Annotated in this window: 13 protein-coding genes; 6 read left to right on the plus strand and 7 right to left on the minus strand. The window is 47.6% G+C overall.

Features of this window, described 5'->3' with window-relative positions:
- Positions 1-434: 434 nt before the first annotated feature.
- Positions 435-1,715, minus strand: a complete 1,281-nt coding sequence (locus WBA89_RS05255) for a DUF389 domain-containing protein (RefSeq protein ID WP_424404476.1) — start codon at positions 1,713-1,715, stop codon at positions 435-437.
- 860 nt (positions 1,716-2,575) lie between these two features.
- On the opposite strand from WBA89_RS05255, the gene WBA89_RS05260 reads away from it, so the two are divergent.
- Positions 2,576-3,058: a hypothetical protein gene (locus WBA89_RS05260; RefSeq protein ID WP_424404477.1), complete on the plus strand. Its 483-nt coding sequence runs from the start codon at positions 2,576-2,578 to the stop codon at positions 3,056-3,058.
- A 140-nt stretch (positions 3,059-3,198) separates the two neighbouring features.
- On the plus strand, positions 3,199-3,366 hold the full coding sequence (locus WBA89_RS05265; protein ID WP_424404478.1) for a hypothetical protein: 168 nt from the start codon (positions 3,199-3,201) through the stop codon (positions 3,364-3,366).
- On the opposite strand, the gene WBA89_RS05270 is transcribed toward WBA89_RS05265, so the two are convergent.
- On the minus strand, positions 3,331-3,822 hold the full coding sequence (locus WBA89_RS05270) for a WbuC family cupin fold metalloprotein (protein WP_424404479.1): 492 nt from the start codon (positions 3,820-3,822) through the stop codon (positions 3,331-3,333). The two genes, WBA89_RS05265 and WBA89_RS05270, sit on opposite strands and share 36 nt — an antisense overlap.
- Positions 3,823-3,898: 76 nt before the next feature.
- On the opposite strand from WBA89_RS05270, the gene WBA89_RS05275 reads away from it, so the two are divergent.
- The gene (locus tag WBA89_RS05275) at positions 3,899-5,125 is read left to right on the plus strand and encodes a tetratricopeptide repeat protein (protein ID WP_424404480.1); all 1,227 of its coding nucleotides are present in this window, start codon (positions 3,899-3,901) and stop codon (positions 5,123-5,125) included.
- Between the two features lie 201 nt (positions 5,126-5,326).
- Here the strand turns inward: WBA89_RS05275 and WBA89_RS05280 are convergent, their stop codons facing one another.
- Positions 5,327-6,199 carry an S-methyl-5'-thioadenosine phosphorylase gene (locus tag WBA89_RS05280; RefSeq protein WP_424404481.1) on the minus strand — a complete coding sequence of 291 codons (873 nt, stop codon included), beginning with the start codon at positions 6,197-6,199 and terminating at the stop codon, positions 5,327-5,329.
- Positions 6,200-6,409: 210 nt separating this feature from the next.
- Between WBA89_RS05280 and WBA89_RS05285 the strand changes: the two genes are divergently transcribed.
- On the plus strand, positions 6,410-6,610 hold the full coding sequence (locus WBA89_RS05285; protein ID WP_424404482.1) for a hypothetical protein: 201 nt from the start codon (positions 6,410-6,412) through the stop codon (positions 6,608-6,610).
- 137 nt (positions 6,611-6,747) lie between these two features.
- Here WBA89_RS05285 and WBA89_RS05290 read toward each other — a convergent pair whose 3' ends face one another.
- Both WBA89_RS05290 and WBA89_RS05295 read right to left on the minus strand, forming a co-directional pair.
- The gene (locus WBA89_RS05290; protein ID WP_424404483.1) at positions 6,748-7,587 is read right to left on the minus strand and encodes a Tab2/Atab2 family RNA-binding protein; all 840 of its coding nucleotides are present in this window, start codon (positions 7,585-7,587) and stop codon (positions 6,748-6,750) included.
- Between the two features lie 186 nt (positions 7,588-7,773).
- The gene (locus WBA89_RS05295; protein WP_424404488.1) at positions 7,774-8,013 is read right to left on the minus strand and encodes an adenylate/guanylate cyclase domain-containing protein; all 240 of its coding nucleotides are present in this window, start codon (positions 8,011-8,013) and stop codon (positions 7,774-7,776) included.
- Between WBA89_RS05295 and WBA89_RS05300 the strand changes: the two genes are divergently transcribed.
- Together WBA89_RS05300 and WBA89_RS05305 are read left to right on the plus strand one after the other, a co-directional pair.
- Complete coding sequence (locus tag WBA89_RS05300; protein WP_424404484.1) at positions 7,998-8,255, plus strand: hypothetical protein; 258 nt, start codon at positions 7,998-8,000, stop codon at positions 8,253-8,255. The genes WBA89_RS05295 and WBA89_RS05300 overlap by 16 nt on opposite strands.
- A 58-nt stretch (positions 8,256-8,313) precedes the next feature.
- Positions 8,314-9,624: a valine--pyruvate transaminase gene (locus WBA89_RS05305; protein WP_424404485.1), complete on the plus strand. Its 1,311-nt coding sequence runs from the start codon at positions 8,314-8,316 to the stop codon at positions 9,622-9,624.
- Positions 9,625-9,858: 234 nt separating this feature from the next.
- Here WBA89_RS05305 and WBA89_RS05310 read toward each other — a convergent pair whose 3' ends face one another.
- Both WBA89_RS05310 and WBA89_RS05315 read right to left on the minus strand, forming a co-directional pair.
- Positions 9,859-12,033: a caspase family protein gene (locus WBA89_RS05310; RefSeq protein ID WP_424404486.1), complete on the minus strand. Its 2,175-nt coding sequence runs from the start codon at positions 12,031-12,033 to the stop codon at positions 9,859-9,861.
- Positions 12,034-12,075: 42 nt separating this feature from the next.
- Positions 12,076-12,757: RNA-guided endonuclease InsQ/TnpB family protein (locus WBA89_RS05315; RefSeq protein ID WP_424404487.1), on the minus strand; the 682-nt coding region annotated here is incomplete at its 5' end.

Genomic DNA, 12,757 nt, shown 5'->3' on the forward strand with positions numbered 1-12,757 from the left:
CTGCGGACTGGGACTTGACTTAATGCCTCACCCATAAGTGTAATCAGTTATCACTAACTCCGTTGAGAGTTAGGCTAACCGTCCCTGGATAGGAAAACCTACCCATTTAGGTTAAACGAATCGCACACAGGACTTGATATTATAGCGGTTCTCACAAAGGTGAGGTATGCTTTTAGGCTCGATGCCCGATGCCCGATGCTTTTAGGCCCGATGCCCGATGCCCGATGCTTTTAGGCCCGCGAGAGCACCTCATCTTTCTGAGAAAGGCTATATATAGTGGACGGTTGCATCGGAATAATAAAATCGAGTCGTACCGCCAACAGTCAACAGTCAACAGTCAACATCACCTGACGGTGTAACCGGAAATGATATTACTCCCTCAATCTAAAATCTCAAATCTCAAATCGACTGATTTCTCACCTTTTTGAGAAAGGCTAGATCGGAGGGGCTTCTAACACGGTGACATCTACCAATGGTGTTGCTTTAAAATCTTCTTTCAACAAGCGATTTTGGATGGCTTGGGTGAGATCGGTGCGAATTTGTTGAGCCGATCGCGCGACTTGCGGCTGACGCTGAACGTAGACTTGACACAGCAAAATATCATTTCCCGGATTGTCGGCTCTGGTGAAGCGAACGTTGGATTCTACCAGCTTGGCTAAATCGCTTTGCTTTACAATCTGCTGCAGTTGAGAATTTGCCCGTTGAGCGAGACTAGAACGCAGGAGGTTAGGCGAATTGGAAAATTGCCAGATGATTAATGCCGTGAGTACGATCGCGCTAACTCCGATCGCCGCCGGGAACACACCGCGTTTCCCCCGCGCGTAGCGAGCTCCTTCAGTCGATAGCCCAAACAGACGAAACATCAAAGCCGCCGCTAAATTAATGCCGCCGAGTTGCAGCAGCAGTAAAAACAGGCCGTTGACGGCCAGATCCCAACGACCAATTGCCGCCCCCATGCCAATCAAACCAGCAGGGGGAGCCAGCGAAGCCGATACCAGCATTCCGGTAGCGGCTCCTGACACCAAGCTGCTGCGATCGGACTGAACCAGGGATAGCGCTCCGGCGGCTCCTGCTGCAAGGGGAATCAGCACCGATACCGAAGAAATTTGGCTGCCGTCAATCATCAAGCTGGTGGGGCTTTGCTGTTGCAGAATCACACTCAGCAATCCCGTAGTCGCGATCGTGACGCTCAGGGCCGCAAAGTAGCGTAAAATGCTGCGCCCCAAGAGTTTGAGGTCGCCCCTTGCCGTAGCCAAGGCGGTATTCATGGCAGGCCCTGCAAACGGCGCTAGCAACATGGCGGCAACTAGCAGGTAGCTGGTATTCGTGTATAAACCAATCCAAACAATGATTCCCGCGAAAAAGGCATAGCTGAGAAATCCTTTCCAAGAACCTGTACTCTGCAAACCAGCCAGAAAAATCTCGATCGGGCTGCGTTCCTCAACGTTAGTGACTTGCTCCGGAGCCTCATTGGCTGGGGGATGCAGCGACATCACACCTGTGGGCAGCAGAGTAACACTTAAGTCCGGCAGGTCTTCGAGTTTTCCGAGAAGTTCCTCAACCTCGCCATTAGAAACGTGGATCATCACCAGATCCAGCGATCCATCGACTCCCGCAGCTTCTATTTTTGCTAAGTTCGTGCCTTTACAGGCTTTTGCTATCTCTAAAACAGTTTTTCCAGAGCCTTGAGGGACTTGTACAAATAGTTGGCGCATCGTCTTCACTCATCTGTTAATTCGATCGAGACTTTCTCTCTAGAGAAAGCAGCTTCAACAAATCCAGACAAACCCGGAAAACCAAGAATGTTGAAGTTTAGAAAAGCATTCTTCTAAGCGTGCTCGCGCTTCCTCACTGTCGAGGTTAACCGGGAAATATCTGTTAGAAATATTATAATAACATAGCCTTTCTCAGGTTTTTGGAGGTACGGGTTTAGATTTGAGATTTGAGACTTCGCCGTCAGCGCTAGCGTCGAAGGATTTTAGATTTGGCGATGGGGAGATTCAGGAATTGTTGATTAATTAAACCTCTGCCACAATTCTTGTAAAGCTTGCTATGTATGGGCTTTGAGAGGATTGGTCTATTGGTGAACACTTCACTCAACTGAGAACCGCCAAGCTGTATATTTGTTACTGTAGAGCTTTTCAAGAGCGGTGAGATATGTCCGTTTTGTTGACATTTGACAGTTGACCTGGGACAGTTAAATGCGAGCTCTACCTGGGTAAAAAAGATGGGAGCAATGAATACTCTTGTTTTAATAGCCGCCTAAAGGGAAGAGGTTTTAAACCATTTTTTATGGTAATTGGTAAGAAAGCAAAAAAGCCAGAAATCAATCCATCGCTTTCTTACAAAACTTAAAGTTTTTTGCGCTTTAACATAAAATCTAGAGCGCCGCAGCTTAGCGCGGCAGGTGGCACAATAGCGAAGGCGGCCAAAATAGTCGATCGCACTATTGATTTTATTTGAAAATAGTGTTATAGTAAGCCAAATATTTTTATAGAAAACACATCTCTTCACACTGTCTCAACCGACAGCATTTAATCTATAAGATTTATAAAACATAAAATAAGTGTAATTTATGGTTGAACAAAACTCAGAAAATACAGCCCAAAACGCTCCAACTAAGTACGACGCAGCTAAATATAACGAGCGGTCATTCTCAACTTTAATTCGAGCGATCCATCTTTCCCAAGGTTACTTTTCTTTCGTTTTAGTCAACTGCAACTCCCTGGAATTGCGGCAGCAAATAGTCGATCGCCTAGAAGCAACTTGTACCCAGAAACCGCAGCAACTGCTGTTGCCAAAATCGGCGACAACTCTCTACACGACAATCGCAGCAGAAGTAGACAGCGAACCGCCCCCAGCATTAATGATCCTCGGTTTGGAATCAGTGGAGTCGATCGATCGGCTGCTCGTTTCTACCAACCTAGTCTGCAGCGAATTTAGCAAAAAATTTTCCTTTCCCGTCATCTTTTGGGTAACAGATGAACTTTTGAGAAAAATCATTCGCACCGCCCCAGATTTATACAATCGGATGACAACAATTAGATTTGTTAGTTAGTTGTTGTTTGTTGTTTGTTGTTTGTTATTTGTTGTTTGTTATTTGTTATTTGTTGTTTGTTATTTGTTATTTGTTATTTGTTATTTGTTATTTGTTATTTGTTATTTGTTAGTTGTTAGTTGTTAGTTGTTATTTGTTATTTGTTATTTGTTATTTGTCAACAGTTAACAGTCAACAGTCAACAGTTAACAGTCAACAGCCAACAGTCAACAGTCAGTAGGGGCGGTGCCAAGAGTGCCCGCCCTCAACAGTTAACAGTCAACAGCCAACAGTCAACCCTTAAATTCCGCTTCCCAAAGGCGGACTAATTCCCCAGCCGCCGCACTTCCCTCAGCCGGAAAACCGGGCAAAAAGTCTTTATCTGCAGCAGCGTCGTAAGGCCCCTCCTTGAACTCCAAAATCACAGTATCCGCAGCCAAAGCTACTAAGGTGTGAATAGTGCCCTCGGGAAGTTCCACAGCGCGAGTGGGCCCGGCTGCACCCACTTGCAACGATCGCAGGATTTCACCGTTGTCGTTCAAAATAACAATACCGACTTCTCCTTGAATCACCGCAAAAAACTCAAAACCGTTAACCGCAGGCGGGCGCAGGTGTCGGTGAGGGCGCACGTAGGTACCCGGTTGTAGCACGTTGACAAATCGCTGTACCTTTTCTGACAAATCGTGGAAATTGTAGTTTTGTCGCTGGCGGGGGCTGCAGCGCGAAGAAGCTGCAACTTCGTCTAGCAATTCCTGCGTCAGGCACTTAATCGGAGGGGACTGCACAACAGATATCCTGTATTTAATAGTTTTTGAACAAATGGGCTAGTCTGAGATCGTACTTACCAGCATCTCTTGACATATGAAAATCGCAAATCAGGTGTTTATCACTAAGGCAATGCGTTTGTCAAGTATTTTTAGAACAATTATTAGCCCGATCGCCCTTTCGACTATTCTAGTCTGGGCCAGCAGCGTTTCTGCCTCACAACCGAGGGCTGCAGCACTGTTGGTGCAGCAGGAATTGCCAGATATCCAAATTAAAGAAGAAATTCGCGATCGAGTTCAAGAAGAAGTTGACATTGCTTTCGGGCGCACGGCGACACTGCTAAACGGGCTGGTAATTGCCTTAACCTTGCTTCCGACAGCAGCCGGAGTCGCTGTTTGGTTTCTGTTTAATAAATTGTCCCAGCAGACAACAAATGCTCGTCAAGAAATCGAAAGTCTCCATTACGATACAATCTCTCAATTAAAACTATTAATTTCGGACGCTGAAGGCATCTTAGGCGAAATTCAACACCAAAGTCACCAGGCGGATGTAGAAACAGACTTGTTATTGCCCGACGCCCAAATTCAAGAATTTGCTCCGGTTAACTACGGCAATTACCAACAGTTATTGACGGCGGCCGACTATGCCAAACAGGGAGATGCTTGTTTCTTTGAAAACCGCTACGAAGATGCGATCGCAGCTTACAATCTCGCCCTGCAAATTCAGCCGGATTTAGCAGATACCTGGAACAACCGGGGAGTAGTGCTCACTAGAATGCAGCGGTATCCAGAGGCGATCGCCTCCTACGAACAAGCTACGACAATTCGCCCGCAGTATCCCGACGCTTGGAACAACCGAGGCGTGGTACTGTTGGAATTGCAGAAGTACCCGGAGGCGATCGGCTGTTACGAACAAGCCATCCAAGCCAAACCCGATTATGCCGATGCTTGGAACAACCGAGGCGTTGCTTTTTCCAAAATGCAAGAGTACGAACAAGCAGTAATTTCCTACAATAAAGCCCTACAAATTAAGAATGATTATACTGACGCTTGGAACAATCGAGGCGTTGCACTCTCAAAATTAGAAAAATACGAAGCGGCGATCGACTCCTACGACAATGCTGCTAAAATTCGACCAGACTTTTACAGAATATGGTACAATAAAGCCCGATGTTATGCGCTACAAGGTCAAATTGAATTAGCAATTGAAAATTTGAAACGTGCCTTAAATCTCAATCCAAATTTGTGCAAAGAGTTGGCTAAAAATGAAGCTGATTTGGATAAAATCAGGGAAAATGAGGCATTCAAACAATTGATAAGTTAATTGGGGATGGGGCATCGGGAATTGTTAATCAATCACCAATCACCAATAACTTTCTTTCAAGTTGTAATATCGTTTCGAGTAGCACCGGAATGATTTAACCACAGAGAACGCAGAGAACACAGAGGGAGATCCCAGAGATGAATAGGGGACGATGCTACGGGAAACGATATTATTAGTTACCAATGCCCAATGCCCTATTTGCTACAAATATTTCTGCAACAACAAACCCATTTTGTCCTTAGTCGCTGTGGGAACTTTGTCCAGCGGAGTCAGAATTGCATATTTCAAAGCAGAATGCGATTCGGAAACGGGGGGATTTTCTGTTAGTCTACGGACTGTTTCTTGAATAACTTTTTGGGCGTTTTCCGCATTGCGGTGCAAATTGGCAATTACCATTTCTACGGTTACGCTGTCGTGATCTTCGTGCCAGCAGTCGTAATCGGTGACTAATGCTAAAGTTGCATAGGCAATTTCTGCTTCTCTGGCTAATTTTGCTTCGGGCAAATTTGTCATCCCGATGACTGTCGCCCCCCAACTGCGGTAAAGGTGGGATTCTGCTTTTGTGGAAAATGCGGGGCCTTCCATGCAGACGTAGGTGCCTCCTCGGTGCAGGGTAACATCGGGGATGTTTAAGGATTCGATCGCACTTGTCAACACTTTAGCCAATTCGCCGCAAATCGGATCGCCAAATGTGATGTGACCGACTATTCCTTCTCCAAAAAAAGTAGAATCTCGATTTTTTGTGCGATCGATAAACTGATCCGGCACTACCATATCTAAAGGTTTTGCCTCTGCTTTGAGAGAACCAACCGCCGACGCTGAGATTAAATACTCAACTCCCAAACTTTTCATTGCATAAATATTTGCCCGATACGGCACTTCTGAAGGCAAAAAAGTGTGGTTGCGGCCGTGTCTTGCCAGAAATGCCACGGGCGTACCGTCCAATGTTCCCACAATTGCGGCATCCGACGGCGAGCCAAAAGGTGTATCAATTTTTACCTCTTCCACATCTTTGAGGGCTGCCATTTTATACAAACCGCTGCCGCCGATAATTCCGATTTTTGCTTGTGCCATTTTTTACACTATGCCTGAGTTTCACAACATTGATTTTATTGGGCCACCGTTAAGTTGGCGTAAATCTTGTTAAACATTTCATCACAACATCGATCGGGCGTACACTATATTGTGGAGCTAAAACTGTGATTTCAATCACATTATAAGTTCACGAAATCTTGAAAAATAAAAGTACAGAGTTGTGTTATCTATTTTCAGGGTGTTGAGACCATGACAGTCAGTTCTGCTAGCGTTCCCAAAATCTCTGTGGAGGCGATCGCCCAGCGCATCTTTGCCTTCCGCCAAATTACCCCCCTTGACAGAGAACTGCTTCAGTCAGCAGTCCTCAACGGGCTCGACCAAAAAGACCATTTTCACATTAACCGATTGTGTGAGGGCATCCAAAAGGGATTGATTCTGGTTGTGGAATAACTTTGCTGCACTATTTCTGACTAGATTGAGAGGTTCTCCTAATAATTTATGCTTGAGTCTGTATCTGCTGGAACTAAGTTCGGGCCGTCTGTTTTATGGTGCGATCGACCGACATCAGAAATACTAATATTTAAATATTATCGATCGAACTTTAACAACCAAAAACCTGTATAAGTCATACCGCTATCATCCGGCTGCACTAACAAAAAATGCAATCCTTTACTTAATTTCTGGCGCTGTTGGTAAATTTCTGCTGCCGCTTTCACCTCGCTATCTTCAAAAGTAGCCACAACCCACCTATCTGCCAATCCAGCTTCCAAAATCAATCCATCGGGAGCACCAGCAATATAATTCAAAGCAAAAGGTTTGACATCCTGAAGCCATTTAGCCAACCGCATCGACTGTCGCCCGCCGTCAATCACAACACCGGGCACCGGTACAGTTGAAGCTAAGCCCAAAGTCAGCGGTAACAGCAATTCAGGCATTTCTAATATTGGTATGGGACGTTCTTCAAAAACTTCTAGAATATCGCCGGCTGGTAGGGAAGCAAAACGCCAACCATCGCCCCAAAGGTTTTCGGGTAAAGGAACCGGCGGCGCCATGTCAAGGGAGATAGCCCTGTAAGCTTCCCCTGTATAATTAGGCATACTCGAATATTCTTCTGCCCGTTTTTGCAGCAGCAATTTCAAAGCAGCAGTGCGGCGAGTAGCTTCTACTTTGATACCCAAAACCTTGCCCGCAGCTTCGATTAAACTGAGAGATTGAGGCCTAAATACTTGAATCAAATCCGGCAAATTATGAGTTTGAGCTTGCTGGTGCAACTGCGCCACCAGCCAATTAGAATTAGCTTCTGACTGGCTGCAAAAAGCGCTAAATTGAAAAGTTTGCGCCCCGTCGCAAATTAATAGTTCCCACAATGGTTTACCTGTTTCGTCTTGCAGGGGGCGACGGTAAAAATCGGCTTGCCAAATACGCATGGGAGTTAAAACATAAAATTTACAACTCAATAATTTTAATATAACCAGGTAACACTGCGTTTTTTTTACGAAAATCCCCCAGGGTAATCCGCAGTAAGGGTAAAAACCCGGTTTCTTTGTTTGGAGTCCATCCGAGACTGTATAAAAAACCCGGTTTCTTCGATATTGATGCGATCGCGAACTGTATTATTTAAGATTGTGAACCAAATACATATCCATTTCGCCCTTATTTTTAGCAGGGATTTTCCCTCGATATTCACATTCACAAAAATCCTTAACTAATTCAAACGTTGCACTAGAAATATTAATTTGTCCAGGCACACCCGAAGATTCCATCCGAGATGCAGTATTAACTGTATCTCCCCAGACATCACAGGCAAACTGCTTATTGCCAATTACCCCAGCAAGTATTGGGTCTGAATGAATACAATAAAATTTGTGGCGATCGCGCCGGCAGGCGAATGTTAAACTGTCTCAATGGCTGCTGTCAAGAATTGACAATCGATCGCGCGTTTGGGGCGAAATTCCAGCAAAACTATACCCCAAAAAGGCCCGCTCATCTGATGCAGCAGCGCGCAGAGGGGAAAAAACAAAATGCTGTGCGATCGAGTTTATTTAATTTGCAGTTTGCCCGATCGACAACCCATAGCCCAGACAAGCTACGCTAAGGCCTGCAACAAGAGTTATTATAATAGACTGTAAACTTTTATCTTTGTCGCTGCATTTATGAACCCTGCCCTTACTCAATTTGGCGCTCAGATGTCCCACCTTACGGGAGTTCGGGCAATAATGAAAGATATTATTGAAACTCTCAGAGCCGGCAGCGGGCAGGAGTTTATCAATTTGAGCGCCGGAAATCCGGTGATTTTACCCGAAGTCGAGGAATTGTGGCGCGATTGCACGGCCCAACTTTTGGCGAGTTCAGAATACGGCGAAGTGGTTTGCCGCTACGGTTCCAGCCAAGGCTATCAGCCGTTTATCGATGCGGTACTGACGGATTTTAACCAGCGTTACGGACTGAATTTGACCGATCGCAATATCCTAATTACTCCGGGAAGTCAATCAATTTACTTCTACGCAGCCAACGCTTTCGGTGGCTACACTGCACCCCCCCCATCCCCCCCTTACCAAGGGGGGGCTAGGGGGGGTAGCCTTAAAAATATTGTTTTACCGCTGAGTCCAGATTACACCGGTTACGGCGGCGTGAGCTTAATTCCCGAAGCAGTTGTCGCCTGCAAACCCACCCTCGATATTGATGCAGCCGCCCACAGGTTCAAATACCGGCCGGATTTCAGCCAACTGTCGATCGACCAAACCACCGGCTGCGTCATCTTTTCCCGTCCCTGCAACCCCACCGGCAACGTCCTCACCGACGACGAAGTTCAGAAAATAGCAGATTTAGCCGCTGTTTTCGACGTGCCGGTGTTCGTCGATTCCGCCTACGCCCCTCCCTTTCCTTCCTTGAATTTTACCGAGATGACACCGATTTTCGGCGGCAATATCGTGCATTGCATGAGTTTGTCGAAAGCGGGATTGCCGGGAGAAAGAATCGGAATTGCGATCGGCGATCGAAAGATTATTCAAGTATTAGAATCTTTTCAGACCAATATGTGCATTCATTCGCCGAGATACGGACAGGCGATCGCCACTCGTGCCATTAATTCCGGCGCTCTTGCAGACATTTCCTTCAATATAATTCGCCCGTACTATCAAAGCAAATTTGCAGTAGTTGAAGAAACTTTAGAACAAGCAATGCCGAAGGATTTGCCGTGGTTCTTGCACCGGGGCGAAGGAGCGATTTTTGCGTGGTTGTGGCTGAAAGGTTTGCCAATGACGGATTGGGAACTGTATCAAAAATTGAAGGAAGTCGGCGTAATTGTCGTGCCGGGAAGTTCTTTCTTCCCTGGTTTGCGCGAAGATTGGCAGCACAAGCACGAGTGTTTGCGAATTAGTTTGACTGCGACAAATGATGAGATTGAAACTGCTATGAAACGCTTGGCTCAACTCGTGGAAAAAGTTTATCGCGGCCCAGAGTAATTGTAGGGTGCAGATTCACTAACAATCCGATCGGTCGGGAGCATCTGATTTTCGCTCAAAAGCACTCCGATCTCAAATCCGGTAGCATCGGAACGATCGAACCGCGAAGACGCTTGTAGCGCGTTCGGGGTTCATTCGCTATTGCCACCTATTAGCGATCGTTCTGATACAACCGGATTCGATCTGACAACTGGGGCGCAGATGTTCCCGTAAAAAACATTTACAATTTCACCATTAAACCACCCGATAGACAAAACTCAAACTCGCCCAAACATTCACATCCAAAGCCAAATCTTCAGTGGATATCCCCACCTTCTGCACGCTCGGAATGCTAGCAGCGTGCAAATCTTCGAGAACAGCCTCCGCTACTTTTAGAGGGTTTAACAGCACTCGGATTGGTGAGGCATTCCTCACAGGCGGCATTCCTTCTTCCAGCGCTGCCAGAGTTCGAGCGAAGGGTTTCTCGCTAAATATAATTAAAGTTTCCGCCAGTCCGATCGGTCCCGATACCTCCAACCCGAAAGCCCCAAAAGTCGGGACGCTCAAATTCTCTCCGGGGGCGATCGCCCGCGACATCCCCCCGGCAGCATCATTTTCGCTCTGAAAATTCATAGCCATCAGCCCTCCGGCATTATCCGAGGAAAACACTGCAGCATAAACCGGGCGATCGCTTTCGTTATACATTCTGTACGCAATTCGACTGCCCTTGTTCACACTTAGTATGTCTACATTTGCTGATTTCTCGCTGTCGGCGCTCAGGGGCTCCAATCGATAAGTGCGATCGCCTCGTACCGGCGATCGCTCCACCATCACCCGAGCTTGTGGCGCGAGAGTTGTCAGCGCCGCCCGCACCTTCAGCCGCGACGACCCCTCATTGAGGGTCAGCCGCAGCAACTTAGCCGCCAGCAACCCTTTCAACTGCGGAGCCAAGCGCTGCACCGCCACCTTCACCGCTTCTCCCCCGTCGCCCTCGGTGTCGGGAACCGCCGTTTGGGCGACAGAAAACAAACCGTAGCGCCATTGAGACACAACAGGCCCAGCCGACGACAAAGTTTCGGCTAAAGTTGTTTCCCGGACTCGGCTGAACCGAAAGTCAGCCGGTTGCTCGCTCCCTACTGAGGAAATGTGGGTGACAGCGGCAAAGGCACTCGTCGCGTCCACCCGCTCGATGCGTTCCAAACCAGAGTCCAAAGCTACTGTCAAACCGATGTTTCGCGGCAGTACGCGAATTTCTTCCCTGACGAGTTCGCCGCCGGTTAATTGCCCGTTTGTACGATCGGTCCCCTCTAAAATTTGAGCTTTCGCAGACAAACCCGTGCGCGTCCGCAGCAAAAGCCGATCGCCCCGCGAGCCATCCACCGCAAACACAGAACCCTCGCAACACTCCAAAACTCCCGGCGACAAACCGCCCAGCCACAACTCCACAGTTTTGCCGCCATCTTCCACCGCCGTCACAGCGCCATCAGCACCAGCGGAATTCAACATTAAACTTGAAAAATCAACGGCTGGCGGTACCGTTAAATTGTCGCGGCGAATTTGGGGTTGTTGCGACAACCCGGCGATTTGCTCGACAGTACCCGCCGCGCGACTGAAACTAACGCTCAAACTGCTAGCGGGAGTTGCCAACCACAGAGTTTGGGTGAGGGCGTAGGTAAACAAACCAGCGGTAAATCCGTTCCACTCTTGTTCGGCCGCGAGGTGCGAATTGGCAGCAGCAGCAAGTACGACCGCCGCCGGACGGAGATTTGAGCTGGACTTGAGACCTTCGGCAAACGTTAATTCTCCGGGGCTTGGCTGCCCGATGGTGTGGCGGGAACGGGAGCGAATGCGAAAGTTGCCGTTTTTGCGAAAACCTGGATAGGTGTAGCTGGTGTCGAGGATGGCGATCGCATTTTCTGTCGCGAGCGATCGCACCAACAGCAGCAGCGTTTCCTCTAAAATATCGTTCACCCTTCGGTTTGCTAACAGCGGCACAACGTCATCTACCGGCACCAAACTATTTTGCCTTTTGCCGGGAGAGTCGATCGCACCGACTCGACTACCGCAGCCGCTAAAGTGAAAAACCACCGCATCACCGGGTTTTGCTTGTTCCTGCAAGTGAGTTGCAAAAGCCGCCTCGATATTTTCCCTAGTAGCTAGAGCATCAGTCAAAGTCAGAATATCCGACGGTGCAAACCCAAACCGATGGATCAGCAATTCCCGCTGCAATTCCACATCCGTCACGCAGCCGTACAGAGGCGAGTCGGGATATCGATCTACGCCCACCAACAAAGCCAATTTACGCCCTGTCGGCCCTGCGAGCGCTTGGAGGTAGCGATCGCCCAAGCGCAACCACACGGCCTCGCTGATGCCGAGCGCGGCCAGCATCCGGCCAGCTTGCTGTAAAAATTCCCGCCGCTTCAGTCTCATTTTTTAAATAGCTGTGAATTTTCTGTTGTCAACTACCCAGCATCAAGCGGAGTACCGCCGGAGATGTGGGCTTGCATCTGAACTCCACCGCAATTCCGAAAACCTTTGCAGGATTTGGGCTTTGGTTTCACCATTCGACACATCAGGGGATGCTGACAAACTCCCCGTACTCATCCAGTCTTGCCGGACAAGCAACGCTCTCATTGCAATATTTCGCGCACCAATCAAATCAGCGTGTAACTTATGATTACAACATTCGCATCGAAACAATAGTCCTTTGTTCGGCCTATTAGCATCCGAAGTATGCCCGCATTTAGGACAACTTTTCGATGTGTAACGAGCCGGAACTTTCGTTGCTAACGAACCATTTAGATGGGCTTTGTAGTCAATATACCCGTGCAATTCGGAATAAGACCATTTAGCTTTGTTTCGATTGGCTAGTCGTCTCTTCTTGCTTGCCTTTTTGCCCGATTTAGTTCTAGTCTTTTCCCGGATTCCGGTCAAATTTTCTAGTCCAATCAGGGTGTGAGGCTTTGCAATATCCTTACTGATTTGATGGTTCACATCAGCGATAAACCGTCTCTCTCTCCCAGACAAAGCGATTAGTCTTCGCTTCGCTGAACGAGTGTCTTTACGCTGAAGAGTTTGTCTAGCTTTGTGATAGCGGTTGGCTTTGTGTCTAGCGTCTTTTCCTGAGTAGAATTTAGACTTATTTTGTAAGTCT

Origin of the sequence: Microcoleus sp. (assembly GCF_049646505.1) — a bacterium.
GTDB lineage: Bacteria > Cyanobacteriota > Cyanobacteriia > Cyanobacteriales > Microcoleaceae > Microcoleus.

Coding starts and splice junctions, on each gene's coding strand:
- WBA89_RS05260 (WP_424404477.1), top strand. CDS start 2,576: ATGGTTGAACAAAACTCAGAAAATACAGCCCAAAACGCTCCAACTAAG.
- WBA89_RS05285 (WP_424404482.1), top strand. CDS start 6,410: ATGACAGTCAGTTCTGCTAGCGTTCCCAAAATCTCTGTGGAGGCGATC.
- WBA89_RS05280 (WP_424404481.1), bottom strand. CDS start 6,199: ATGGCACAAGCAAAAATCGGAATTATCGGCGGCAGCGGTTTGTATAAA.
- WBA89_RS05255 (WP_424404476.1), bottom strand. CDS start 1,715: ATGCGCCAACTATTTGTACAAGTCCCTCAAGGCTCTGGAAAAACTGTT.
- WBA89_RS05275 (WP_424404480.1), top strand. CDS start 3,899: ATGAAAATCGCAAATCAGGTGTTTATCACTAAGGCAATGCGTTTGTCA.
- WBA89_RS05310 (WP_424404486.1), bottom strand. CDS start 12,033: ATGAGACTGAAGCGGCGGGAATTTTTACAGCAAGCTGGCCGGATGCTG.
- WBA89_RS05305 (WP_424404485.1), top strand. CDS start 8,314: ATGAACCCTGCCCTTACTCAATTTGGCGCTCAGATGTCCCACCTTACG.
- WBA89_RS05290 (WP_424404483.1), bottom strand. CDS start 7,587: ATGCGTATTTGGCAAGCCGATTTTTACCGTCGCCCCCTGCAAGACGAA.